Raw genomic sequence first — 25,519 nt, 5'->3', positions numbered from 1 at the left:
TCATTCGATCATGCCGGCGGCCAGTTCGCCGAGGGTCACCGGCGCAACGATCGGCCGGTTCGCGAACGCTTCCAGATCGGCCGCCCGCACCGGCCGCCCCTGCTCCCGGGCCGTCAGGCACGCCACCGCGAACCCGCACATTCTGCCCTGACACCAACCCATACCGGTCCGGGTCAGCGCCTTCACCGTCCGCGTCTCAGTCGCCCCCAGGTCGGTCAGCGCCGCCCGCACGGCCTCGAACCGGACCTCCTCGCACCGGCAGATCACCGTGTCGTCCGTCAACGCGTCCACCCAGCTACCCGGCACCGGATGCACGGCGTGCAGGGCCGCCGCGAACCGCCGCAACCGGGCGCGCCGGTGGACCAAACCATCCGGAACCCCGATACCGGCCGCGGCCGCCCCCGCGATCGTGCCCTCAACCAGAGCAAGGTCGGCTCCGCCGACACCCGTGATCTCGCCTGCCGCATGGACATCCGGAACCGACGTCCGCTGATCGTGGTCGACGGTCACCACCAGGTTCGTGTCGGCATCGAGGCGGGTGGCGCACCCCAGCAGCACCGGCAGCTCAAGCGCGGGCACGAACCCATGGCCAACCGCGAGCGTGTCGCAGTCCACCCGCCGGGTGGCACCGCCCGGCCCGCGGACGGTCACCGCCGTCACTTCGGTGCCGCCATGCGCCGCGACCACCCGATGCCCCGTGCGGTAAGGAATCCGGTGCCGCGCCAGCCGCACGGCGTACCCCGCGGCCTCCCGCAGTTTTGCCGCCGGCACCGGCAGGTGGCGCACCATCCGAAACGGGTTGCCCGCCTCGAACACCCCGACCACCCGGGCCCCCGCCTCGGCCAAGCCGGTGGCCACCGGCAGCAGAAACGGCCCCGTGCCCGCCACGACAACCCGCCGCCCGGCCACCACCCCCTGCCCCTTCAGCAAGGCCTGCGCCCCACCCGCGGTCAGCACGCCGGGCAGATCCCAACCCGGAAACGGCACCACCCGGTCATGCGCCCCCGTCGCCAGCACCACCCGCTCCGCCTCAACCGTGCCGCCCGGCACGTGCAGCACAAACCCCGCCTCAGCGAACCAAACCCCGGCCTCAGGCCGGTACTCCACTCGCCGAAGCGCCCCCGCCAGCTCCCGATACCGCGGACCTCCCGGAGGAAAGTGCCGACGATGCCGCCAATACTGCCCACCCGGAACCACCCCACTGTCCAGCAGCACCACCCGCCGCCCCGCCGCCGACGCGGTAGCCGCCGCAGCCAACCCCGCCGGCCCAGCCCCTACCACAGCGATGTCGTAACGCACCACGCCCACATCACCCCCACCCCCACTTATCCACAACAACCCCTCCCATCCACACCCACCCCCAACTCGATCTTCAAAGATGCCCCCGCCGATAAACTGGCCGCAGAGCCCCCACCCGGAACTGGGGTGGGGGGTGGGTTCGTGGGCCGGCGGTAGCTCACGGCGTGATCACGTCTCCGTCGCGGGCCGGTGCCAGGCAGGCGCGTTGGGCCGGGGTGTCGTTGATCGTGATCAGGCAGTCGTAGCAGGCGCCGATGCCGCAGAACAAGCCGCGAGGTGCGGCGTCGCGGCGGGTGGTGCGCCAGGCGCGGATGCCGGCGGCGATCAGGGCCGCGGCGACGCTCTGGCCCGGTTCGAACGGGATCTCCCGGCCCTCGAACGTGATCATCATGCGAATCGCTCCGGGCGGAACGGGGTCAGGTCGAGTTCGGCCGGTTTTCCGGTGAGCTCCCGGGCGATCAGCTCGCCGGTCACGGGCGCGAGGCCGATGCCCGCGCCCTCGTGGCCGCAGGCGTGGAACAGGCCGGGCACCCGCGGGTCGGCGCCGATCACCGGCAGGTGGTCCGGGCTGTACGGGCGGAAACCCCGGTACGCCCTCAACAGGCGAACCGTTGCCAGAAAAGGGAAAAGTGTGACGGCCTGGGCGGCAAGCCGGCGCAGCACGGGGAGCGCGAAAGTTCGGTCGAAGCCGACCCGCTCGCGGCTCGCTCCGATCAGCATGGTGCCCGCCGGCGTGCTCTCGACCACCGCGGAGGCCTGCAGCCCGGCGTCGCCGCTGGCCACGTTCGCCACGTAGTCTGCGGCGTAGACCTTGTGCCGGACCAGCGGCGGCAGCGGTTCGGTGACCAGCACGAAACCCCGCCGCGGCGCGATCGGCAGCGGCACGCCGGCGAGACCCGCCACGGAACCGGCCCACACGCCGGCCGCGTTGACCACCGCCCCGGTCGGGATGCGCTGCCGGTCCGTGCGCACCGCGACGACCCGGCTGTGGTGTGTCTCGATCGCGGTCACGGTATGTCCGTAGTGGACGGTCAGACCCGGCGCCGCGCGCAGCATCCGTGCGGTGGCGAGCATCGGCTGCACCTGAAGGTCCTGCGGGTAGTAGGCGCCGCCGGCGAGATCCGGCCGCAGCCGTGGCTCGTATTCGGTGGGGTCCCGGGTCACCGTGACCGTCACGCCCGCCGCCCGCTGCCCGGCCACCATATCCTCCACACTGGACATTCCGGCGGCGGTGGCCGCGACGATGAGGCCGCCCTTGGGTTCCAGTTCGACCGGCCCGACGTCCAGCTCCAGCCACAGCCGGTTGGACCGCAGCGCCAGCTCCAGCTCAGGCCCGGGTTCCTTGTCCGACAGCAGGAGGTTGCCCTCACCGGCCGACGTCGTGCCGCCGGCCAGCGGTCCGCGGTCAACCACGGTCACCGACAGCCCGGCCGCCGACGCGTAGTAGGCGCACGCCGCGCCGACGATACCGGCGCCGATCACCACCACGTCCGTCATGACGCGGCCCAGGCGCCCCGCACGTGCCGGATGTGCCGGCGGATCAAGGCTTCCGTGCCCCCGGTGTCGCCACGCTCGATCAGGTCAAGCAACTCGGCGTGCTCGCGGGCGGACCCGACCAGCACCCCGGAGTCGGCCAGCCGCGCCAGCCCGTACAGCCGGGCCCGCGAGCGCAGCTCACCGACCAGCTCCACCAGGTGCCGGTTGCCGGCGTGCCCGAGCAGGGTGAGGTGGAACTGCCGGTCGGCCTCCAGGTAGGCGACCAGGTCCCCGTCCGCCGCACCCACCTCGATCGCCGCGGCCAGGGTCCGCAACTCGGCGAGGGCGCCGGTGTCCAGCAGCCCGGCCAGCGCCGCCGTGGTCGGTACCTCGATCAGCATGCGCAGCTCGGTCAGCTCGTCGAGGTCCCGTTCGGACAGTTCGGTGACTCGAAAACCCTTGTTGCGCACGGCTTCCACCAGACCCTCCTTGGCGAGGTCCAGCATGGCCTCGCGCACCGGGGTGGCCGACACGCCGAACGTGGTGGCCAGCGCCGGCGCCGAGTACACCACCCCTGGCCGCAGCTGACCGCTGATCACGGCCGCGCGCAACGCGTTCCCCACCTGCTGGCGCAGGCTGGTCCGCTCGGCGAGGCTGGGAAGTTCCGCCGTCACGGTGTCCACCGGTTCGCTCCAGCTCGGCCGCAGCAGATGCCGGCTTCCTCCGTCCGCTGCTCGGTGCTCGTTCCTCGCACCTGCGCTGCTCCTCCGTGCAGCCGGCATCGCGGCCTCACTTCCCGCTCACAACAGGAACCCGGCCGGGAACGGGTCGTCCGGGTCGAGCAGGTACTGGGCGGTGCCGGTGATCCAGGCCCGCCCGGTGATCGTGGGGAGCACCGCCGGGCGCCCGCCGACCGTGGTCTCGCCGGTCAGCCGGCCGGTGAACCGGGTGCCGAGGAACGACTCGTTGACGAAGTCGGTGCCCACACCCAACTCGCCGCGGGCGTGCAGGGCGGCCATCCGCGCGGAGGTGCCGGTGCCGCACGGGGAACGGTCGAACCAGCGCGGCGGCAGCACCATCGCGTGCCGGGAGTGGGCGGCGGTCGAGCCGGGCGCGGTGAGGTACACCCCGTGCACGTCCCGCGCCGCCGGGTCCTCCGGATGCACCGGCGGATCCGCGGCGTTGATCGCGTCCATGATCGCCAGCCCGGCGTCCAGCAGCCGCTCCCGCTCGGCGTGCTCGAACGGGATGCCCAGCTCGTCCAGCGCGGTGATGGCGTAGAAGTTCCCGCCGTAGGCCAGGTCGTACCGCACCGCGCCGAACCCCGGCACGTCGATCTTGGCGTCCAGCGCCACCGCGAACGAGGCCACGTTGCTGATCGTCACCGCCTCCGCCCGGCCGTCCCGCACCGCGACCTCGACGGTGACCAGGCCCGCCGGCACCTCCAGCCGGATCGTGGTCACCGGCTCGACCACCGGCACCAGCCCGGTCTCCACCAGCACGGTGGCCACGCCGATGGTGCCGTGCCCACACATCGGCAGCACCCCGGACACCTCGATGAACAGCACCCCGTGGTCGGCGTCCGGCCGGGCCGGCGGCTGCAGGATCGCGCCGGACATGGCCGCGTGCCCGCGCGGCTCCTCCATCAGCAGCCGGCGCAGGTGGTCCAGGTGCTCGATGAAGTGCAGCCGGCGCTCGGCCATGCTGGCGCCTGGGATCACGCCGACCCCGCCGGTGATCACCCGGGTGGGCATGCCCTCGGTGTGCGAGTCGACCGCGTGGAACACATGTCTCGACCGCATCAGTGCAGCACCTCCTCGGTGGCCGCCCGGATCGCCGCGGCGTCCATGTCGGACAGTGGCTCCCGCGGCGGGCGGCAGGGCCCACCGTACCGGCCGGCGACCGCCATCGACAGCTTGATCGCCTGGACGAACTCGAAGCGGGAATCCCAGCGCAGCAACGGATGCAGCCGGCGGTACGGCTTGACCGCGGCGGCCGGGTCGGCGCCCGTCGCGGCGTGGTACAGCTCGACGCACTGGCGCGGCAGGGCGTTCGGGAAGCCGGCCACCCAGCCGACCGCGCCGGCCAGCGCCAGCTCCAACACAACGTCGTCCGCACCGACCAGCAACTCGAGCCCCGGTGCGAGCTCCGCGATCTGGTAGGGCCGGCGCACGTCGCCGCTGAACTCCTTGACCGCCACGATCAGGCCCTCACCGTGCAGCCGCGCGAGCAGCTCCGGCGTGAGATCCACCTTGGTGTCGAAGGGGTTGTTGTACGCCACGATCGGCAGCCCGGCCCGCGCCACCTCGCGGTAGTGGTTGAGCACCGCCCGCTCGTCCGCCCGGTACGCGTTCGGCGGCAGCAGCATGACGGCCGGGCACCCCGCCTCGCCCGCCTGCTCCGCCCACCGCCGCGCCTCCAGCGCCCCGTAGGCGCCCGCCCCCGGCATGACGGTGAACCCCTCCGGCGCCGCCGCCACCGCGGTCGCCACCACTGCCGCCCGCTCCTCCGGCGTCAGAACCTGGTACTCCCCAAGGGATCCGTTCGGCACAATGCCGTGACATCCACCGTCGGCCAGCCACCGCACGTGCTCGGCATACCGCTCCAGATCAACACTCAGATCCTCCCGAAACGGCAACGCCGCCGCCACCAGCACCCCATGCCACGGCCGACCCGGTATCATCATGTCGGTAAAATATCACATGGCACAGCAGCTGTCCCGTGTTTGTCCCGGCGGCAACCCGGCAGGCCGTGACACCATTGGTACGGTGCGTGACATCATGTTCGAGTCCGTTGGAGGAAGTCATGGTCGACGCATGGAAGGCCGACCCCGCCGCGTCGTTTGTCCGGCGACTGTGCAAGCCCCCGCATGGGGACGGAGTCAGCACGACGCGCGCCGAGTGTCCCGATATCTGGGAGCTCGACAATGGTGACATTGCCGTCATCGGGAAGGATCTGACCTCGGCCTTCGGGTCCAGAATCCCGGACAATGCGAGTATTGATTTTGACGAGCGGCTAGTAATTCTGCCGCGCGCCACCTTCATCTCGGCGAAGGCGAACATGCCCGATGCTTGATTTGCTCTATGGTGCGAGTGGCGAACGGCTGACGCGTGCGGAGTTCAAAGCTGACTATGGAAAGCGGTTCGCAAGCGCGGGCAGTCACGACTCGTGGAAGCTTGAGCGGCTGCAGAACTTCAGAGAACCGGAGAATCCTGCTTGGAAGGCACTTGTTCGTGGCGACTGGGACGACGCCCTTCGGCTCATCGGTGAGCAGCGTGCGGATCTCGAAGAGATGCGCCGTGACGTCGAGGCCCGCGGCATCGGTCTGTACCGGGTGCGGGGTGTGGAGGAACCCGTCGTTCCGTATGTGCAGTGGGAACTGCATTACCTGCTGCTCGCAGCAGAGTACGGCGAAACAACTCGCGTGATCACACCGTTGCAGGTCGAAGAGTTCGAGACGGATCGTCCGCTGCCCGAACTCCTCACGGTCGGGGATGACACCGCGTATTGCGCCTTCTACGACGAAAACGGCGCTTGCACGGGAGCAAGCCGGTTCATCGGCGTGGGCATTGTGGCACAATGCGTCGAGTTCATTGACCACCTTTACTCAGAGGGTGAAGAATTGAGCATTTTCTTCCAGCGAAGGATTGCTCACATGGAGCCACCTGTGAATCCATGACATCGCTAGCTACCTGGGAGCGGCGGTGACCGGCGGTCCGAGCGAGCACGTCAGGGAGCCCGCCAGCGGAGAAACACATTCTGAACTGTCCGGCTCGGCCGGCGACGTGGTGCAAGCCGGGACGATTCATGGCGGCATATTTTTTGGAGGTCAGGGCCGTGCACGTGGTCCGGTGCTCCAGCAGTTGCCCGTCGGCGTCCACGGTTTCGTGAACCGCCAGGTCGAGTTGGATCGGCTCGACACCTTTCTGGCCGGAGATGTCGCTGGATCCTCCGTTGCGGGTGTTTCTGTCATTGTCGGGACGGCCGGAGTTGGCAAGACCTCGCTGGCGGTGCACTGGGCACATCGGGTTCGGCCACACTTTCCGGATGGTCAGTTATATGTGAACCTGCGTGGCTATGACCCGGGCCCGCCGATTGGAGCGGATCGGGTTCTTGACCGGTTCTTGCGCGCACTGGACGTGCCGCCCCGCTCCATACCGGTCGATGTCGACGACAAGGCTGCCTTGTACCGATCGCTCCTCGCCAACCGGCGGATGTTGGTGGTTCTGGACAACGCCGCAACCGTCGGGCAGGTTCGCCCATTGCTGCCAGGCACGGCCGCTTGCCTGGTCGTTGTGACGAGCCGGAGCCGCCTGTCTGGCCTCGTGATTCGGGACGGCGCTCACCGGGTGACCCTCGACGTGCTCACCGCGCCCGATGCCGTTCTCCTGCTCCGGACGGCGACGGCCGCATATCGTGCGGAGGACGATTCGGCGGAATTGGTCGAGCTCGCACGATTGTGCGGACGCCTTCCGCTGGCGCTGCGTATCGCGGCCGAACGTGCCGCTCGAAGGCCGCGGATACCGCTGGATCAACTGATCATGGGATTGCGCGATGAGTCGGGATTCTGGGCTGCGCTATCGTCCGGCGAGGACGAGGATGCCGAGGCAGTACGCACTGCGTTTGCCTGGTCTTACCGAGCATTGGCTGAACAGACGGCGCGGGTGTTTCGGCTGTTGGGTCTGTATCCCGGATCCGAGTTCAGCACGGCGGCGGCCGCGGTACTAGTCGGCGTGGATGTCAACGAAACACGACGGCAACTCGATATCCTCGCCGGGTTGCATCTGATGGAGGAGAACGGTGCCGATCGATATCAGTTCCATGACCTCTTGAGGATCTACGCAACCGATCAGGCCCGGCAGGAGGAAACTCCGGAAAGCCTTCAGGCGGCCCTGCGCCGGGTGCTTGCCTGGTACCTGCGCTCCGCCGACGCGGCACAAGCCGCCCTACGTCCATATGAACCCCGTGTCCCGCTTGACCCGCCTGGTGAAGGCAGCATGCCGATGACGTTTGGCGGGTTCGGCGAGGCGATGCGCTGGTGTGAGTCGGAGCGAGTCAACTTCGGTGCCGTGATCCGCGCTGCGACCGCTGCCGGTGATCCGCGGTTTGCGTGGCAGTTCGCAGTAGTGCTCCGCACCGTCTACGGAGTTCTCACCGTGTTTGACGATTGGTTGGACACGTCGCAAATCGGCTTGGACGCGGCTCGACAACTCGGCGACCGCGGCGCTGAAGCGGAGTTACTCGAGAGTTTGGCCATGGTTCACATCCAGGCGCGGAGCCTGGAGCAGGGCGCCGAGTACTACCGGGCTACGCTCAACATCCGCCGAGAGCTGGGCGACGGCTTCGGCGCGGCACTGGCCCTCAATGGTCTCGGTCGGGCCGCTCTTCTCGCCTGGGATCTGGTGTCAGCGCGGAGCTTTTTCGAGCAGAGCCTGGCTGGCCTGCGGGAACACGGTGACTCCTATTGGGAAGCTCTGCTGCTGTTCAACCTTGGTCACGTCAGCTGCGAGCTCGAGGAGCTGGCCGAGGCCCACCGTGTTCTTCGGCGCGCGCTCGATATCTTTCGTGAACGAGGGGAACGGATCAATGAAGGGGATACATTTTATCTCCTCAGCAGGATTGAGCGCGAGCGCGGGCAACCCGGGACGGCACTTCCGTTGATCGAGCAAGCGATAGCCATTGCTCGTGAGCAAAGTAACCGCGTCCAAGATGCGTACTGGTCGCTCGAGCTCGGTGCAGTACTTCGTGCCCTCGGTCGGCCGGCGGAGGCGCTTGTCGTATATCAGCAAGCCGCGACCCTGCACCGCCAGCTCGGCGACCGCAGCCGTGAGGCTCGTGTTCTCGATGCTACCGGTGAGGCATATGCCGAAATCGGGCGGACCGAGGAGGCGGCAGATTTCCATCGACGTGCCGCCGCTACCCATCGAGAACTCAAAGACCGCTGGCAGTTGGCCGTGTCGTTGAATAACCTGGCCAACGTTCTATTGCGAACCGGCGCCGACGATCGGGCTCGGCTCCACTGGGCGGAAGCTCTGTCGATCCTTGCCGGTTTCGGCGATCCGAGAGCGGCTGACATGCGTCGCCGTATCAGCGAGCGCTTGGGGACCACGTGACCTATTCGGATGTCAATCTCGCCAGCCGGAGATTTTGACGCCCTTGCTCACGTCGACGCGGAAGGCGATGGTCAGCTCCGCGGTCTTGTTGGGCTCCAGGGAGAGCTTCCAGGTGATCTCGCCGAGGTCGGTCTGCTCCGCCGGCTTCGGCTCGAGCCGCACCTCCCGCACCTCGATCGCATCGTCCCGGGAGACCGGGATCTGGTCGATCACCGTGACCGATGCCGGCCGTGGCCCGTAGTTGCCGATCGTGATCTTGTACGCCGCCTCGTGCCGGCGGGTGCCGCCGAGCACCGCCTTGCCGGCCGCGCGCCGGACCAGCTCGCGCTCGACCCGCACCCGGTCGTCCACGCCGAGCGCCAGCTCCACCTCCTCGCCGGGCGCCCACGGCTCCAAAGTCGTGGTGCCGACGTACTCGGTGTCGTGGAAGATCGCGGCCGGACCGGGCCGCAGCGTGTGCTCCGAGGTGTTGACCGCGGTCGCCCGCAGGTAGGCCTCGGGCCCGCGCAGCGGCACCGTGACATGGTCCAGCCGGGTCGGCAGCTCCGCCACGGTGACCGTGGTGCGGTGCGCGGTGCCGTCCGCGGGCACCGCGATCCGGCGCGCCGGCCGGTAGGTGGTGGCCGCGACCCCGTGCTCGACCCCGGCGGTGGCCGTGGCGAGCTCGCGCGGCGCGGAGAGCTGCCTGGCCTTCGCGGCGGCCGGTGCGGCGGGGGCCGGCATGGCGAAGTCCGCACCCGCGCCCACCATTCCCTGTGCCCGGAACACCTTCATCGGCTCCTCGCGCTGCAGGTACCACGGGTCCAGCTCGGGCACGGTCACGGCGCTCGCCGGCCGGGCGGTGCTCAGGCTGAGGTCACACTCCGGCCAGTCCTCCCCGCTGTGCTGGGTGATCAGGCCGAACCAGGTCAGCGTCAGCGACTCGCCGCGCAACCGCACGTCGTACCGGGACTCCCAGCGCGCGCCGTCGACCAGGTAGGACACCTCCAGCTCCACCGCGCCGGGCCCGGCAACAGACAGGTCCACGGCGACCGCGCGCCGGTCCGGCACCTGCTGGGCGAGCCGCTCGCCCAGCCGGCGCACCACCTCCTCGTGTTCGAGCTGCACGGTCCGCCGGCGCTCGGCCAGCTCTCTACGACTCGCGAGGACCGCGCCGAGCTGCTCGGCCAGGGCGTCGCCGACCGAGGCCACCCGGGACACCTCGGCCGACTCGGCGGCCAGCGCCCGGGCGAACGCCGCGCCGGACCGCCGGGACAGCGACCCGATCAGCTCCTGGCGCGCGGTGGCCACCGTCCCCTCGTCGTCCAGCTCGCTGAGCCGGTCCGCCAACGCCTGCCGGCGCTTCTCCAACTCGTCCACGGTGACGTCGGGGGAGCGCGGGTGGTGCTCGGCCACCACGTCCACGCCCAGCACGGTCGCCGGGCCGCGGCCGTTCACCCGCACCGAGTCGGCGCGCAGGCTCAGCGGCAGCCCGCCGACCTGCACGCGCTGCTCCCCGGCGGCCAGCTCGACAACCTGGCGCCGGGTGATCCGCGCCTGCCCCGGATACACCGTCACCGCGACGATCGGGGCGTCCACACTGGTGGTCATTGGGCCACGCTAGCCGACCATCGGGGCTACCGTCGGTCGGAGCGGCGCGGATACGTTGCGGCACATGACGATGGTCCAGTCCTTTCGCCGTATCACGCTGGCCGCGGCGCTGACCGGTCTGGCCGGTCTGGCCGGTCTTGTCGTGCCGGCGCCCGCCACCGCCCACGTGGCGCCGCCGCACGTGCGGGGCACCGAGACCGTGCCCGTCTACGACTACGCCAACGCCATCCGGGAGAGCGTGTGGGTCACCACGCCGCTCGACAACGACGGCGACGGCGCCCCCGACAAGATCGTCGTCGACCTGGTGCGCCCGCGGGAGACCGCGCAGGCCCGGGTGAAGATCCCGGTGATCATGGACGCCTCGCCGTACTACGAGTGCTGCGGGCGCGGCAACGAGAGCGAGCGCAAGGTCTACGGGCCGGACGGCGACGTGGTGAAGTTCCCGCTGTTCTACGACAACTACTTCGTGCCGCGCGGGTACGCGTTCGCCGCCGTGGACTTCAACGGCACCAACCGGTCCACCGGCTGCGGTGACGTCGGCGGGCGCGAGGAGATCATCGGCGCGAAGACCGTGATCGACTGGCTGAACGGCCGGGCGCACGGCGAGTACGCCGACGGCACGGTCGCCCGCGCGGACTGGACCACCGGCAAGGTCGGCATGATCGGCAAGTCCTGGGACGGCACCGTGGCCAACGGCGTGGCCGCGACCGGTGTCGACGGGCTCGCCACCATCGTGCCGATCTCCGCGATCTCGAGCTGGTACGACTACTACCGGGACAACGGCGCGATCTACACCGCCGACTTCGGCCCGTCCTGGCTCTCCGGGTTCGTCAACGGCCGCCCGGACCCCATCTGCGTGGCCAACCGCGAGCGGCTGCTGACCGGTTCGGAGAACGCCACCGGGAACGTCAACGCGTTCTGGTCCGAGCGCGACTTCGTGCCGGACGCCCGCACGGTGCGCGCCAGCGTGTTCGTCGTGCACGGGATCAACGACCTCAACGTGGAGACCAAGCACTTCGCGCAGTGGTGGGACGCGCTGGCGCGGCGCGACGTCCCGCGCAAGATCTGGCTGAGCCAGGAGGGGCACGTCGACCCGTTCGACTTCCGCCGCGCCGACTGGGTGTCCACATTGCACAAGTGGTTCGACTTCTGGTTGCAGGGCCTGCGAAACAACGTCATGCGCGAGCCGATGGCCACCCTTGAGCGCACCCCGGACCACTGGGTCGACGAACGGACCTGGCCGGCGCCCGGCACCGTCAAGCTCCCGGTCTCGCTCGGCGCCGGCGACGGCACCACCGGCACGCTGGGTCTGCGGCCGAGCCGCCCGGGCACCCTGGCGTCCGTCACCGACGACCCGGCGCTGAGCGAGAACGCCGCGGTGCGCGACCCGAACACCGCGGTCCCCGGCCGGCGGGTGTTCCTGTCCGCACCGCTGCCCCACGACGTGCGGATCAGCGGCACCGCGACGATCAGCCTGCGGATCAAGGTGAACCAGCCGAACACCGAGCTCTCCGCGCGCCTGGTCGACTACGGCCGGGCCGAGCGGATCAACTACCTCGGCTCCGGCGAAGGCATCCGGACGCTCAGCACCGAGTCCTGCTTCGGCGCCAGCACCGCCGGCGACGACCCGTGCTACCGCGACACCGCGAAGAACCTGACAACCGCGGACTTCGCCGTGCTCACCCGCGGCTGGCTGGACGCCGCCCACCGCGACTCGCTCACGGCGCCCAGCCCGCTCGTCCCCGGTCAGTGGTACACAGTGGACTGGACGCTGCACGCGCACGACACCGTGCTCCCCGCCGGCCGGGTACTCGGGCTGGTGATCACCTTGAGCGACAACGGTTTCACCATCCCGTTCAACACCGGGGCGACCGTGGACCTCGACCTGGGCCGAAGCCGCCTCGGGCTCCCGGTGTCCCTGCTGCCCGGCGCGACCACCCTGCCGGACACCACCACGGCGCCGCAGATCGTCACCGAACTGCAGCCCGCGGATCCGGCCGCCACCCCGACCGACCGGTGGACCACCTTCCGGTGACGGGAAGCAACGTGACGTTGCTTCCCCTCTAGGGCATGAACGTGACGTTGCTTCCTCGGGGCGAGCACACCGCGTCGATCTCGGCGAGCAGGGTGCCCTTGAGCGCGTCGGGGCAGAACGCGGCCCGCACGCCGGTGCGGGCCAGGTCCGCCAGCTCGCCGGGGCCGAGGCCGAAGTCGTTGTGGCACAACAGGTATTCCCGGTTGAGGTCGGTGTGGAACATGCCGGGGTCGTCGGTGGCGAGGGTGACCGGGACGCCGGCCTCGAGCATCAGCGGGAGCGGGTGCGCCGCGAGGTCGGGGACCGCGCGGGTGCGGATGTTGGAGGTCGGGCACACCTCGACCGGGATGCCGTTCGCGGCGAGATGGTCCAGCAGCGACGGGTCCAGTGCGGCGCTGGTGCCGTGGCCGATCCGCTCCGCGTGCAGGTTGTGCAGCGCCGACCAGATGGTCTCCGGGCCGGTGGTCTCCCCGGCGTGCGGCACCAGATGCAGCCCGGCGTCGCGGGCCAGGAGAAACGGGTCGCGGTACTTCTCCCGCGGCACCCCGAGCTCCGCGCCGCCGAGCCCGAACCCGACGGTGCCCTCGGGCCGGTGCCGCAGCACCCACTCGGCGGTGGCGATGCCGGCCTTGTACCCCAGCGACCCGGCGATGTCGAACACCCACGCGAGCTCCACCCGGTGCTCGGCCCGGGCCCGGGTGCGGCCGGCCGTCAGCGCCTCGGCCAGCTCGTCCGGCTCGATGCCGAGGGCCAGGTGGGGCACCGGGGTGACGGTGACCTCGGCGTAGCGCACGTTGTTGCGGGCCAGGTCGGCGGCCAGCCCCAGCACCAGCGCGGTCACGTCGGCGCCGGAGATCACCAGGCTGTTCACCTTCACGTAGACGTCGAGGAAGTGCGCGAAGTCGGTGAACTCGTAGAACGCGTGCAGCTCCGCGGGCGAGAGCGGCACGCCGCGGTCCGGGTGCCGGCGGGCCAGCTCCAGCACCGTGTCCACCGAGGCCGAGCCGACCAGGTGCACGTGGAGCTCCACTTTGGGCAGCGCTGCGATGAAGTCCTGCACCCAGCCATGATGACTCAACGTTAGGTATACACAATCCCGCCTCCTAGTTGGCAAGATGTTGACGAGTCTCCCCGACCCTGCAGGAGGTGGCCCATGTTCCGTGCCCTCGCATCGCTGGCCGGCGCAGCCCTGATCTCGACCGCCGTCGTGGTGCTCGGTGCCGTGCCCGAAGCCGGCGCCGCACCCGCGTTCCAGCTCCCGTTCCCGTGCGGCCAGACCTGGGACGGCCAGACCCGCACCGACCACAGCCCGGCCAACGCCGTGGACCTCAACCGCGCCAACGACGACGGCGACCCGGTCGGCGCCGCCGCCTCCGGCCGGGTCTCCCGCGTCGACGACGAGGGCAGCATCAGCTACGGCAAGTGGATCGAGATCGACCACGGCGCCGGCTACACCACCCGCTACGCCCACCTCTCCGCCCAGCGCGTCGCCGTCGGCGACCTGGTCAGCCCGGGCCAGCTCATCGGCAACGTCGGCACCACCGGCGGCTCCACCGGCCCGCACCTGCATTTCGAGGAACGCCTCAACAGCACCGCGGTCAAGATCGTGCTCAACGGAAGCCAGATCCTCTACTGGGGCACCCGCGCCTACACCAGCGCCAACACCTGCGCCGCCAACAACCCGCACACGCCCCAAGCCGCCTGCGGCAGCGGCTACCAGGTGATCGACTGGGCCGGGTTGGGCTCCGCCGGCACCGTCTACCTCCTCTACAACGCCGCCAACGGCAACAACTGCGTCACCACCATCAAGGCCAGTTCCATCGGCACCGCGTCGGCAGCCTCGGCGTTCCTCGAGGTCGAAGGCCAAACCCGCACCACCGACTCCGGCTCCTACGCCTACTACGCCGGCCCCGTCCGTAAAGCGGCCCCCGGCTCCTGCGTCCGCTGGGGCGGTTCGGCCGGAGGAACCTCCTACACGAGCCCCTTCGAACACTGCGGCTAACTGATCCAAATAGCTTAGCAACAATTCCGCGGGCCTATTAGGGTCTTTCGGACTATTGCGGACGGATTGGCCGCGTGCTTCGGTGTACGTCGGGTCGCACAAAACTCAATAAAGGGGAACACGATGCGCAAGCCACGCACCGGGTTGTCGTTGGTCGCCGCCGGCATCCTGAGCCTGGGCCTGGTGGTGCCGGCCGCGGTCGCACAGGCCGAACCTGCCGGCGAACTGGGAGCTGAGCATTATCTGAACTCGGTGCGGCATGATCCGGATCGGTTGCGTTCGTTTCTGCGGGATTTGCCAAAAGGCGGTGACCTGCACAGTCACCTGTCCGGGGCGGCGTCGACCGAGTTGCTGATCTCCTTGGCCGCGCAGGACGGGCTGTGCGTCAACAGCACGACCTTTGTCGCGGCGACCGGGCCCTGTGGTGCGGGACAGCGCCCCGCGGCGGACACCGCGACCGATCCCGCGTTCTACCGTGCCCTGCTCATGGCGTGGTCCATGGAGGGCTTCCAGACCGGCCAAGGCGAATCTGGTCACGACCATTTCTTCAACACATTCGGCAAGTTCGGCGCGGTCACCGGTCCGCACCGGGTCGAGTTGCTGGCCGACGTGCTGGACCGGGCCGGCCGGCAGAACGAGCAGTACCTGGAGTCGATGCTGACCCGGCAGGGCGGTGCCCTGTCCGCACTCGCCGCGCGGGTCACCTTCACCGAGGACTTCGCCGCGATGCGGGCCCAGGTCCTGGCCGGCGGCACCATGGCCGGCATCGCCGCCGCCGCCGGTGCGGAGATCACCGCCGACGAGGCCCGCTACCGTTCCCTGCTCGGCTGCGGCACCCCGTCGGCGTCCCCGGGCTGCGCGGTGTCCCTGCGCTACATCCAGCAGGTCAACCGCAACAACCCGCCGAACGTCGTGTTCACCTTCATGGTGTCGGCCTTCGAGCTGTCGGCGGCCGACAACCGCACCGTCGCGCTCAACATGGTCTCGCCCGAGGAGGGCGAGGTGTCCATTCGGGACTACCGGCTGCACATGCGGATGCTGGACTTCCTGCGCGGCGTCTACCCCACCGGGCACATCTCCCTGCACGCCGGCGAACTCGTTCCCGGCCTGGTCAAGCCGGAGGAATTGACCTACCACATCCGCGAGGCCGTACTCACCGGGCACGCGGAGCGGATCGGGCACGGTGTGGACGTGCTCGGCGAGGACGACTGGCCGGCGCTGCTGCGCACCATGGCCGACCGGCACGTGATGACGGAGATCAACCTCACCAGCAACGACCAGATCCTCGAGGTCTCCGGCCGGGAGCACCCGTTCCCGAGGTACCGTGCGTTCCACGTGCCGGTCTCGCTGTCCACCGACGACGAGGGCGTTTCCCGGATCGACCTCACCCACGAGTACCAGCGCGCGACGACCGATTACCACCTGCGCTACGGCGACCTGAAAACCCTGGCCCGCACCAGCCTGGAGCACGCTTTCCTCGCCGGCGCGTCGTTGTGGCGCGGCCCGGACATCTTCCTGCCGGCCGCGCCCTGTGCCCACGATCGGCTGGGCGCACCGCTGCCCGGTCCGAGTTGCCGGGCGTTCCTCGCCAGCAGCCCGAAAGCCAGCCTGCAATGGCAGCAGGAGGCTAAGTTCACCGCGTTCGAACGACGCTACAACCAAAGATCTGGAGGGTTAGGGCGTGTCTGATTGGATCATCGCGGACGGGTTGACTTGGCCTCGGGCCGACCAACGGAACCTCAGGGGTACCGTGACGGCACCCAGCCACAATCAACCGGATTTCCGCCCCGTTCGCTGGGACGGAACCGCCGCATTCAATTCCGGGGAGGCGGACTAGCATGCACGCATGGCGCCGTTGGGCTTCGGCCCTGCTCCTGGTGCTGTTCTCGATCGGCCTCGCGGCACCCGCCCGCGCGTCGGCCGGTGGTCCCCATGTTCTGCCCATCGCCCAGGCGCGCACCCTGCCGCCGGGCACCGTGGTCACGGTCGACGGTTCGGCGACGACCCCGTCTGGTGCGTTCGAGTCCAGCTTCTTCGACAAGGGCTTCGCCGTGCAGGACCGGAGCGCCGGGATCTACGTCAGCGTCGCGGTCGACCTGAGCATCGCGGTCCGAAGCCAGGTGCGGGTGACCGGCACGCTGCGCGACAGCTCCGGGTTGCTCATCCTCGTCCCCGATGACCCGGCCGCGGTCTTCGTGCACGGCAAAGGCCCCAAGGTCCGACCCACGCCGCTGGCCACCGGAGCCGTGAACGAGGCGTCGGAAGGCAAGTTGGTCCGCGTCGTCGGCAGGATCACCCAGGCGCCGGCGTCGGATCCCCCGTTCGGGTTCAAGTTCTTCGTCGACGACGGCTCGGGCGAGCTCACGATCTTCGTCAACACCCAGACCGGCATCGACCTCACCGGTCTCGCGGTGGGCCAGACCGTCAGCGTGACCGGCTTCAGCAGCCAGTTCGAAACCCACTACGAAATCGATCCGCGCTTCCCGGCCGACATCGCCGTGCGGCACCGGTAACCCGGCGGGTCGTCAGCCGGCCTGGCCCAGCAGCTCCCGGAGCTGGGCCAGGAGCTCGCGGCGGCTGGTGCTGCCGAGCCGCTGGCGCATGCGGGCGATGTGGTGCTCGACGGTCTTCGCCGAGATGAACAGGCGGTCGCCGACCTCGCGGTAGGTGAGGCCGGCGAGGACGAGCCGGGCGACCTGGCGCTCACGCTCGCTGAGTTGGCCACCCGCACGCGGTTCAGACGACGTGTCACGATCGAGAGCGGCGCTCTCGCCTTGGAGCACCCGAGCGCATTCCATCAGGCCGACCATGGCTTTGCGGTCGGCGGTGCGGATCGCCGCCTGGCCGGCCAGCCGGGCGGCGTCCCAGCGCAGCCCGGCCGCGTGCAGGTCGCGGGCCACACCCTCGACCGCCTCCGGGTCGACCTCGCCGCGCACCACGGACAGCCAGCTGCGCGCGGCGGCGGCCAGGACCGCGGGGTACCGCCCGAGCTCACCGGGGATCGCCGACAGCGCCGCCGCGTGGGCCTGCGCCACGTCCCACTCCTCGGCGACGATCGCCGCGTGCACCCCGTTCCAGTGCAGCCCAACTGCCCACAGTGGAGGGTTGCCGAGCGCGTCGAGCAGCGAGCGCGCCGAATCCAGGTGCGCGGCCAGCCGCTCCGAGTCGCCCAGCCGGGCCGCGGCCACCGCCAGCTCGCCGAGCGGCAGCAGGGTGTAGAGGTCCACCGGGTGCCGGATCACCGCGTCCCCGGCCCGCGCCCACAGCCGGCGCAGCGCGTTCAGATCGCTGGTCCGCCGGGCCAGCCCCACCTCGAGCGCCATCGCGAACAGCCAGTCGCGCGGCGGCAGCGGGCCACCCGCGGCCCGGGCCGCGCCGGCGTTCTGCAGCCGCTCCCGCGCCGCGGACAGATCCCCGCGGGTCAGGCACACCCAGGCGCGCAGCAACCGGTGCCGCACCGCGAACGGGGCGCCGCCCATCCCGGCCCGTACCGCCCGCTGCAGCACCGAGTCCGCCACGTCCAGCTCCCCGCACTGCACCGCGACGATCGCGGCGAGTGCGGCGGGGGAGTCCGGCAGCAGCATCCCCGGGTCGGCCGGCTCGAGCAGCGACGCGGCCCGTACCAGCCCGGTCAGTGCCTCGGCCGGCGCCCCGCTCACCGACGCGTGCACCCCGCGTGCCATCAGCGCGGCCGCCCCGGACAGCAGCGTCGGCGGACCGTCCGAAATGGACTCGCCGAGCAGCTCCTCGGCGGCCGCGAATGCCCCGGTGCCGATCAGCCCGATGACCGCGAACGCGTTCGTCAGCCCGGTTCCGGCCCAGCGGAACAACTCCGCGCTGCTGCCCAGCTGGCCGCGGTGGGCCAGCGCCGCCGCGGCCACCCGCGCGGCCGCCCCATGCTGCGGCGCTTCGGGCGAGGCCAGCACCTGGTCGGCCACCCGCAGCGCGGTGTCCAGGTCACCGGCCAGCGACACCCGCTCCGCCCAGGCCGGGCCCCGGGCGAGCTGCGCGTCGGCCAGCCGCTGCCGCATCGCGGTGCGCCGGTCGACCGGGATCACCGTGCGGATGGTCAGCCGCACGATCGGGATCAGCCGCCCGCCCTGGTCGGTCATCCCGGTGGCCAGCGCCGCCTTTGCGATCTCGCCGACCGCCTCCCGGTCACACTCCAGCAGGTCGCCGAGCAGGTCCACGTGCAGGACTCCGCCCAGCTGGTCAGCGGCGAGCAGAAACCCGACCACCGGCGCGGGCAGCGCCTCCACCTCCGCGCCGAGCTCGGCCGCGGCGGTGGCCGGCACGGTCAACGCCGAGTCCTCAGTGGACGGATCGAGCCCGCGCGCCAGGCGCTCGACGAACGCCGGCACGCCACCGGTCTGGGCCAGCACGAACTCCTCCAGCCCGGGTCGCCCGGGCACCCCGGACGCGGCCAGGTACGCCCCGACCTGAGCCCGGTCGAACGGCCGCAGCGCCGCGGTGCCGTCCAGCGCGCCGGCCAGCTCGCGCAGCCCGTCCGGCACCGGCCACGGCCGCGCGGCCATGATCACCCGGGCCCGGTCCGCCGCGGCCCGCTCCCGAATCCGGCGCAGCGTGGCCGAATCGAGCAGGTGCGCGTCGTCCACCAGCAGCACCCCGGGTTCGTCGAGCTCCTCGGGCCCGCTGGCGACCCGCACCCCGGCGTTCCGGTAGATCGCGGCCAGGTCGGCGAGCAGGGCGGTCTTCCCGTAGCCGCCGGGGGCCAGGATGCCGGCCCGGACCGGAGTGCCGGGGTCGGCGGTGATGGCGTCGCGGAGCCGCCGGATCCGTTCGTCCGGGATGAGCTCGGGAGCGGTGCGCGTGTTCAACGGCAGTCCTCGCAGGGGGTTCGGAGTGGCCGGATGCGGTTGGCTCAACCGGCTCTTCGCCGTGCCCGGCCGGCGGATCGCCAGCGCCGGGCGCCGCGCAGCGGGACGTCGAGCGGGGCCACCTCGACCGGCGGGCGCGGCGGCTGGGTGGGCGCGTCCGGGTCCACGTGCTCCCGTTGCTCGGGCAGCCGCACCGGCCGCACCGACGGATCCGGCGCGCGCCGGGCGGCCAGCGCCGCGCCTCGGGCCACGGCGGTCGCCGGGTCCGCGTCGACTACTACTCGTACGGGTGAAGCGGCCATCACCAGTTCGGCGACCAGGGGTACCCGGGCCGATCCGCCGACCAGGGTCACCGCGGTCACCCGTGCCCCGCCGGCCGCGCGGATCGCCTGCAGCAGCATGTCGACCGTGCGATGCACCGCCGGGGCGATCAGCTCCTCGAACCGGGAGCGGGGGATCAGGACGCTGGACGGCGGGCCGAGCAGCGGGGTCGGCACGACCGCCTCGGTGGCGCTGGACAGCGTCTCCTTCGCCGTGCGGCAGGCCGCGCGCAGCTCGGCCAGCACCGCCCGCACGTCCTCGTCCTCCGGGTCGAGGTCGGCCGGTGCCCGCTCCAGCTCGGCCAGCACGTGCGCGACGAGTGCGTCGTCGAACCGGGCGCCGGCCACGTGCTCGCCCGCCTCGGCCCGGCTGACCAGCTCGAACCCGGCCGGACCGAGGTGCGTCACCGCGCCGCACCCGGTGTGCTCGCCCAGGTCGCAGACGGCCACCGCGTCGCCGGCCGCCACCGGATGCCCGGCCGCGTGGGTCTCCGCCGCGGCCACGGGTTTCGGCAGCAGCAGCACGTCCGGCAGGCCGGCCTGGCGCAGCGCGCCGTCGAGCAGGGCCCGGCGGTGCGGGCCCCAGCTCGCCGGGTGGGTCAGCACGACCCGCTCCGGACCGTCGCCCTCGATCTCCGCCGCCCGGTCCACGACCCAGCAGACCAGTGCCGCGGTCAGCACCTCCGCGGGGCAGGGCCGGCCACCGACCAGCGGCGGCACCGGGTCACCGATCCGGTCCACGAACCCGCGGGCCACCCGGTCCGGCTCGGCCTCCGCGCGAGCCAGCGCGTCCCGGCCGACCAGCACGGCGTCGTCATCCGTCAGGTAGAGCACGGAATGCACCGATGGGGTGACCGCGTCCAGCGGCAGCACCCAGACCTCGTCCTCGTCGTGCCTGTTCAGCGCCGCAGTCGTGTGACCGCTGCCCACGTCGACCCCGAGGACGTATGGCATGCAGGCGCTTCCTCCGTGATCGTGTGAATCCCGTGCGTGTTCGTACCACCCGGGGTGTTCGGGCCGGCAAACCCCTAACCCCCTAACGAGTAACGCGCATCGCCCTATCGGGTTACGGTGCACAACTAGGCGTAATCCCCGATGTGGAACTGGGTGCGGGCTCAATACGGTGCGCCGGTCAACCCAATCGATCCCCTGCACCAAGGAGCATCTCTTGCAGAGCGCTGAACCGACGTTGCACGACTTCGTGCTCAAGCTGCTCACCGATCCGGCCAGCAGCCAGGCGTTCGACCTCGACCCGGTGGCGGCGCTCAGCGGTGCCGGCCTGCCGGACGTCACGCCCCAGGACGTCGTGGACGCCATCCCGCTGGTCCTGGATCTCGCCTCCGCGTCGGGCGGCAGCCTCGGGGTGGACAGCGCGCTGTCCGGCGGCCTCGACGGGCTGAACGGCGAGAGCAACCTGACCTCGGCGCTCGGGGGTGGCGGGTTCGCCTTCGGCGGCAGCATGAGCGGGATCTCCGGCGAAACCGGCCTCGACTCCCTGCTCGGCGGCGGTGTCGCGAAGCTCGGCCTGGCCACCGACTCGCCCGAGCTGGCCGGCGAGCTGGACATGGTCTCCACGATGGGCGGCGGCGTCGCCAAGTTCGGCGTGAACGAGCACGGCCTGTCGACCGAGTCCACCGGCCTGTCCTTCGCCGGCGGCATGCTCGGCAGCGAGGGCTTCGCGACGGGCATCGGCCCGGCGGGCCTCTCGATGGAGAGCGGTGGGTCGTCCTTCGGGTTCCCGCTCGACGCGGACGCCATCGGCAAGGGCGGCGACCTGGTCACCGGCACGGTGGCCGGCGTGGTCACCGACGGTGCCGCCACGCTCACCGGTTTCCTCACCGAAGGCGCCGGGGCGCTCGCCGACGGCCTCAACACCGGCGCGTGGACCGCGGGTGGCCTGGTCAGCCAGGGCGCCGACCAGTTCGCCACGACGATCCAGGACCCGACCTCGGCAGCGCACCTGCCGGGCGTGGCCGACGTTGGCCTCGGCGACCTGCCGGTGGACCTCCCCGGCGGCCTGCCCGCCGGCCTTCCGGCGCTGCCCGGCGTACCTGGCCTTCCCGGGCTCCCGGGCCTGCCCGGCCTGCCCGGTCTCCCTGGTCTCCCTGGTCTCCCCATCGACCTGCCGCAGCTGCCGGTCGACCTCCCGCAGCTGCCCGACCTCCCGGTCGATCTGCCGCAGCTGCCTGACCTCCCGGTGGACCTGCCGGCCGTGCCGGGGCTCCCCGCGCTGCCGAGCGTCCCCGGCCTGGACACCGTGCACGACACGGTCGGCGGACTCACCGCGCAGGTGCCGCTCGTGGGCGATCTGACGGACGGTTTGGACAACCACCTCCCGTTCGGGCACTGAGCTTCAGATCGCCCTCGGGGGGCGGTTCTGCCGACATGGCGGGGCCGCCCCCCGCTCTTCACCCAAATGGGTGGACACGGCACACTCTTCCGGGTGACATCACAGCCGTGGTTGGACGTCCTGGACGCCACGATCGGCGCCTGCAGCGATCACCAGCGGCCCGACCTGGCCAACCGGCTCCGGCAGAAGCGGGCCCATCTGCTCGAGCCCACGCTGCGGGTCCCGGTGGTCGGTGAGCCGAACCAGGGAAAGAGCCAGCTGGTCAACGCCTTGATCAATGCGCCGGTCTGCGCGGTCGGCGACAACGTCACCACACCGGCCCCGATCGTCATCGGGCACGCCCAGTCGCCGGTCGCGGCCCTGGTCAAGGAGCCGGCCGACACCCCGGAGCCCCGGCGCGAGCCCATCCCGGTCGAGGAGATCGCCATCCGGGCCGCGGCGCTCCCGGCCGGCCGGGGCGAGCTGCTGCACACCGAGGTCGGCATCCCCCGCCCGCTGCTGGCGAACGGGCTGGTGCTGGTGGACACGCCGGCCGTGGACGACCTCGACACGGTGTCGTTCCGCGGCTCGCACGCCCTGTTCAACGTGGTCGCCGAGGCCGACGCGGTGCTGGTGGTGTCCGCCGCGACCCGGGAGCTGGCCACCACGGAGCTGGCGCTGATCGAGGCCGTCGCCCGGCTCTGCCCCACCGTCGTGGTGGTGCTGACCAAAATCGACATCGCGCCGCGCTGGCGCCGGGTGGCCGAGCGGAACCGGGCCCGCCTGGCCGGCGCCGGCATCCAGGCGACGGTGATCCCGGTGTCGGCGATGCTGCGGCTGGCCGCGGCCAAGTCCGGCGACGAGGCGCTCAACGCCGAGTCCGGCTTCGCCGAGCTGGTCACCCACCTGCAACGTGAGGTGCTCGGCCAGCCGGACGTGCTGGCCCGGCGGTCCGTCGCGGTGCTCGCCGGGATGGCCGTGCAGCAGCTGCTGGCGCCGCTGCACCAGACCGTCGCGGGCACCCCGGCCGGCGGGCCGTCCGAGGCGATCACGAAGTGGCAGACCGCGCAGCGCCAGATCGACCAGCTCCGCAAGGACGCCGCCGCCTGGCAGACCGCGCTCGCCGACGACATGGCCGACCTGGTTTCCGACCTCGAGTTCGACCTGCGCGACCGGACCCGCCGGATCCTCCGCGAGATGGACAAGTTCTTCGACGAGGCCGACCCCGCGGTCGACTGGGACTCCTTCGGCTCCTGGCTGGACGAGAGCCTGGCCGAGGCCGCCGACACCAACTTCGCCTGGCTCGTCGAGCGGTTCGACTGGATCACCCACCGGATCAACCGGGACCTGCACGCCTACCGCGACGACGTGCTGCCCCGGTCCCTGCTGGAGATCGACGACGGCCTGCTGGCCGACCCGCGCGAGCTGGAGGAGCCGCGGGTGGAGCGGTTCTCGGTGGGGCAGAAGGTGTTCGTGGGCCTGCGCGGCTCCTACGGCGGCGTGCTGATGTTCGGCCTGGCCACCAGCCTCGCCGGCTGGCCGCTGATCAACGCGGTGTCGCTCGGCGCCGGCATCCTGTTCGCCGCGAAGACCATCTACGACGAGGCCGGCGCCCGGCTCAAACGGCGCCAGGCCATCGCCAAGGCGGCCGGCCAGCGGCACGTCGACGACTTCTTCCTGGCGTTCAGCAAGGACACCAAGGACATCCTCCGGCAGCTGCAGCGCCGCCTGCGTGATCATCTGGCGGCCACGGCCGAGGAGCTGCGCACCGAGATCGTGCAGACCGCGCAGTCGGCGAAGCGGGAAGCCGACCTGGACGCCGCCGAGCAGCAGCGGCGCGCCGGCGAGGCCCGGACCGCGCTGCAGGGCCTCACCACGCTGCACGGCCGGATCACCGCGCTGGTGCCCGGCGGCATCTCGCTGCCCCGGCCGCGCCGGAGCCTCACCGGATGACCGGCCTCCTCGACCAGGTCTGGGCGCTGCTGAACCGGACGCTCGAGGTGTACCGGGACAACCCGCGCGCGACCGGCTGGCTGCGCTGGCAGGCCGACCGGCTGGGCGGCCCGCTGCGGATCGCCGTCGCCGGGCAGCCGAAGGCCGGCAAGTCCATGCTGGTGAACGCGCTCGTGGGGGAGGAGGTCGCGCCGCTGCCGCTCGGCGACGACGCGTTGACCACCGTCTGGTACCTGGCCGGTGCCACCCCGCGGGCGACCGTGTACCCGCCGGACGGTCCGCCGGCCGAGGTGCCGGCGGACCGTTCCGGCGGGCGGCTGCGGGTCGACCTCGGCGAATGGCGGGGCCGCCGCCTGGACCGGGTGGTGGTGGACTGGCCGGCGCGCACCCTGCGCGGGACCGCGCTGATCGACACGCCCGGCGCCGAACCGTCCACAATGGAGCGGGTGGCGACCGAGGCGGACGCCGTGCTCTACCTGACCCAGCACCTGCACGCCACGGATCTCGGCTTGCTGCAAGCACTGCACGAGCACCCGCTGGCCATGGCCTACCCGGTCGGCACCCTGGTGGTGCTGTCCCGGGCGGACGAGATGGGCGGCGGCCGGATCGACGCGCTGTTCGCCGCCAAGCAGCTGGCCCGGCAGCACCGCCGGGACGCCCGCACCCGGGCGCTGTGCCAGGACGTGATCGCGGTGACCGGCCTGCTCGGCTACGCCGGCCGGGCGCTGCGGCCGCCGGAGTTCGACGCGCTGGCGACGCTCGCGCACGCGCCACGGTCCGAAATGGACGGCTACCTGCTGTCCGCGGACCGGTTCGCCGGTGCCGACTTCCCGGTTCCGGTGGACGCCGAGCTGCGCCGGGCGCTGCTGGACCGGTTGGGGCTGTTCGGGTTGCGGCTGGCCACCGCGCTGATCCGGCAGGGCTTCGACACGCACGGGACGCTGTCCGCGGAACTGGTGCAGCGCAGCGGGTTGACCGAGGTGCGCGAGGCGGTGGCGCGCTACTTCACCGACCGCGCGCCGGTGCTCAAGGCGCGCTCCGCCCTGCTCGCGCTGGAGGTCGTGCTGCGCCGCGAGCCGCGCCCGCCGGCCGCCGCGCTGGTCGCCGAGCTGGAGCGGATCCTGGCCGGCGCGCACGAGTTCCGGGAGCTCCGGCTGCTCGCCGCGCTCTCCGTGGGGCAGCTGGTGCTCCCGGCCGAGCTGGATGCCGAGGCGCGCCAGTTGATCGGCGGCTCCGGCTCCGGCCTCCCGGTCCGGCTGGGACTCGCCGAGGAGCCCACCGCGACCGGCCTGCGGCACGCGATCATCGCGGCCTTGCGCCGCTGGCGCGACCACGCCGAGAACCCGGTCCTGGACGAAGCCGCGCGCACTGCCGCGGCCACCGTCGTGCGCACCTGCGAAGGCATGCTGGCCAGCGTCGCCCCGTAGCGGCCCGGCGCACCCGCCGTCCAGCCGGCCGCCGCTACACCACCCCACCGACATTTCCACCCGCCCACCGATCTTCGCGCCCCGGTTTTCCACAACAGCCCACGCCGTCCACACCTCGACCCTCCCCGCCCCCACCC

Annotated in this window: 20 protein-coding genes; 10 read left to right on the top strand and 10 right to left on the bottom strand. The window is 71.4% G+C overall.

Annotation, left to right across the window (positions count from 1 at the left end):
- The 6 genes from VGR06_RS35550 to VGR06_RS35525 all read right to left on the bottom strand — a co-directional run bounded on the left by VGR06_RS35550 (position 1) and on the right by VGR06_RS35525 (position 5,461).
- Positions 1 to 1,281 carry an NAD(P)/FAD-dependent oxidoreductase gene (locus tag VGR06_RS35550; protein ID WP_327563637.1) on the bottom strand — a complete coding sequence of 427 codons (1,281 nt, stop codon included), beginning with the start codon at positions 1,279 to 1,281 and terminating at the stop codon, positions 1 to 3.
- Between the two features lie 175 nt (positions 1,282 to 1,456).
- The gene (locus VGR06_RS35545) at positions 1,457 to 1,690 is read right to left on the bottom strand and encodes a (2Fe-2S)-binding protein (RefSeq protein WP_327563591.1); all 234 of its coding nucleotides are present in this window, start codon (positions 1,688 to 1,690) and stop codon (positions 1,457 to 1,459) included.
- Positions 1,687 to 2,796: an FAD-binding oxidoreductase gene (locus VGR06_RS35540; protein WP_327563590.1), complete on the bottom strand. Its 1,110-nt coding sequence runs from the start codon at positions 2,794 to 2,796 to the stop codon at positions 1,687 to 1,689. Before VGR06_RS35540 ends, VGR06_RS35545 begins: the two co-directional genes overlap by 4 nt.
- A complete protein-coding gene (locus VGR06_RS35535; RefSeq protein ID WP_327563589.1) occupies positions 2,793 to 3,458 on the bottom strand; it encodes a GntR family transcriptional regulator in 666 nt (221 codons plus the stop codon). The genes VGR06_RS35540 and VGR06_RS35535 overlap by 4 nt, the downstream gene beginning before the upstream one ends.
- Positions 3,459 to 3,575: 117 nt before the next feature.
- The gene (locus VGR06_RS35530; protein WP_327563588.1) at positions 3,576 to 4,577 is read right to left on the bottom strand and encodes a proline racemase family protein; all 1,002 of its coding nucleotides are present in this window, start codon (positions 4,575 to 4,577) and stop codon (positions 3,576 to 3,578) included.
- The gene (locus VGR06_RS35525) at positions 4,577 to 5,461 is read right to left on the bottom strand and encodes a dihydrodipicolinate synthase family protein (RefSeq protein WP_327563587.1); all 885 of its coding nucleotides are present in this window, start codon (positions 5,459 to 5,461) and stop codon (positions 4,577 to 4,579) included. The genes VGR06_RS35530 and VGR06_RS35525 overlap by 1 nt, the downstream gene beginning before the upstream one ends.
- A gap of 119 nt (positions 5,462 to 5,580) precedes the next feature.
- Here VGR06_RS35525 and VGR06_RS35520 point away from each other — a divergent pair, with 119 nt between their 5' ends.
- Genes VGR06_RS35520 through VGR06_RS35510 form a run of 3 tightly spaced genes read left to right on the top strand, consistent with a single transcriptional unit; the run spans position 5,581 to position 8,888 of the window.
- On the top strand, positions 5,581 to 5,850 hold the full coding sequence (locus VGR06_RS35520; protein ID WP_327563586.1) for a hypothetical protein: 270 nt from the start codon (positions 5,581 to 5,583) through the stop codon (positions 5,848 to 5,850).
- Positions 5,843 to 6,454: a DUF6879 family protein gene (locus tag VGR06_RS35515; RefSeq protein ID WP_327563585.1), complete on the top strand. Its 612-nt coding sequence runs from the start codon at positions 5,843 to 5,845 to the stop codon at positions 6,452 to 6,454. The genes VGR06_RS35520 and VGR06_RS35515 overlap by 8 nt, the downstream gene beginning before the upstream one ends.
- 25 nt (positions 6,455 to 6,479) lie before the next feature.
- Positions 6,480 to 8,888: an ATP-binding protein gene (locus VGR06_RS35510; protein ID WP_327563584.1), complete on the top strand. Its 2,409-nt coding sequence runs from the start codon at positions 6,480 to 6,482 to the stop codon at positions 8,886 to 8,888.
- 12 nt (positions 8,889 to 8,900) lie between these two features.
- Here the strand turns inward: VGR06_RS35510 and VGR06_RS35505 are convergent, their stop codons facing one another.
- On the bottom strand, positions 8,901 to 10,478 hold the full coding sequence (locus tag VGR06_RS35505) for a DUF4139 domain-containing protein (protein WP_327563583.1): 1,578 nt from the start codon (positions 10,476 to 10,478) through the stop codon (positions 8,901 to 8,903).
- A 64-nt stretch (positions 10,479 to 10,542) separates the two neighbouring features.
- On the opposite strand from VGR06_RS35505, the gene VGR06_RS35500 reads away from it, so the two are divergent.
- Positions 10,543 to 12,513, top strand: coding sequence for a Xaa-Pro dipeptidyl-peptidase (locus VGR06_RS35500; RefSeq protein WP_327563582.1), 1,971 nt, complete (start codon positions 10,543 to 10,545; stop codon positions 12,511 to 12,513).
- Positions 12,514 to 12,541: 28 nt separating this feature from the next.
- Here VGR06_RS35500 and add read toward each other — a convergent pair whose 3' ends face one another.
- Positions 12,542 to 13,573, bottom strand: a complete 1,032-nt coding sequence (gene add, locus VGR06_RS35495; RefSeq protein WP_327563581.1) for an adenosine deaminase — start codon at positions 13,571 to 13,573, stop codon at positions 12,542 to 12,544.
- Between the two features lie 93 nt (positions 13,574 to 13,666).
- Between add and VGR06_RS35490 the strand changes: the two genes are divergently transcribed.
- The 3 genes from VGR06_RS35490 to VGR06_RS35480 all read left to right on the top strand — a co-directional run bounded on the left by VGR06_RS35490 (position 13,667) and on the right by VGR06_RS35480 (position 17,028).
- Positions 13,667 to 14,515: a M23 family metallopeptidase gene (locus VGR06_RS35490; RefSeq protein ID WP_327563580.1), complete on the top strand. Its 849-nt coding sequence runs from the start codon at positions 13,667 to 13,669 to the stop codon at positions 14,513 to 14,515.
- A gap of 123 nt (positions 14,516 to 14,638) precedes the next feature.
- On the top strand, positions 14,639 to 16,204 hold the full coding sequence (locus tag VGR06_RS35485) for an adenosine deaminase (RefSeq protein WP_327563579.1): 1,566 nt from the start codon (positions 14,639 to 14,641) through the stop codon (positions 16,202 to 16,204).
- A gap of 149 nt (positions 16,205 to 16,353) precedes the next feature.
- Positions 16,354 to 17,028, top strand: coding sequence for a hypothetical protein (locus VGR06_RS35480; RefSeq protein ID WP_327563578.1), 675 nt, complete (start codon positions 16,354 to 16,356; stop codon positions 17,026 to 17,028).
- Positions 17,029 to 17,040: 12 nt separating this feature from the next.
- On the opposite strand, the gene VGR06_RS35475 is transcribed toward VGR06_RS35480, so the two are convergent.
- Together VGR06_RS35475 and VGR06_RS35470 are read right to left on the bottom strand one after the other, a co-directional pair.
- A complete protein-coding gene (locus tag VGR06_RS35475) occupies positions 17,041 to 19,353 on the bottom strand; it encodes a helix-turn-helix transcriptional regulator (protein ID WP_327563577.1) in 2,313 nt (770 codons plus the stop codon).
- Between the two features lie 44 nt (positions 19,354 to 19,397).
- Positions 19,398 to 20,627 (bottom strand): Hsp70 family protein, encoded by a 1,230-nt coding sequence (locus VGR06_RS35470; RefSeq protein WP_327563576.1) that lies wholly within the window; start codon positions 20,625 to 20,627, stop codon positions 19,398 to 19,400.
- Positions 20,628 to 20,841: 214 nt separating this feature from the next.
- Between VGR06_RS35470 and VGR06_RS35465 the strand changes: the two genes are divergently transcribed.
- The 3 genes from VGR06_RS35465 to VGR06_RS35455 all read left to right on the top strand — a co-directional run bounded on the left by VGR06_RS35465 (position 20,842) and on the right by VGR06_RS35455 (position 25,382).
- Positions 20,842 to 22,023, top strand: a complete 1,182-nt coding sequence (locus VGR06_RS35465) for an IniB N-terminal domain-containing protein (RefSeq protein ID WP_327563575.1) — start codon at positions 20,842 to 20,844, stop codon at positions 22,021 to 22,023.
- A 93-nt stretch (positions 22,024 to 22,116) separates the two neighbouring features.
- Positions 22,117 to 23,955 carry a dynamin family protein gene (locus VGR06_RS35460; RefSeq protein WP_327563574.1) on the top strand — a complete coding sequence of 613 codons (1,839 nt, stop codon included), beginning with the start codon at positions 22,117 to 22,119 and terminating at the stop codon, positions 23,953 to 23,955.
- Positions 23,952 to 25,382, top strand: a complete 1,431-nt coding sequence (locus tag VGR06_RS35455; RefSeq protein ID WP_327563573.1) for a hypothetical protein — start codon at positions 23,952 to 23,954, stop codon at positions 25,380 to 25,382. Before VGR06_RS35460 ends, VGR06_RS35455 begins: the two co-directional genes overlap by 4 nt.
- Positions 25,383 to 25,519: the final 137 nt, after the last annotated feature.

The sequence above is a fragment of the Actinophytocola sp. genome, assembly GCF_036002505.1.
Classification (GTDB): Bacteria; Actinomycetota; Actinomycetes; order Mycobacteriales; family Pseudonocardiaceae; genus DASYTH01.
This window is presented reverse-complemented; position numbering and strand designations above follow the sequence as displayed.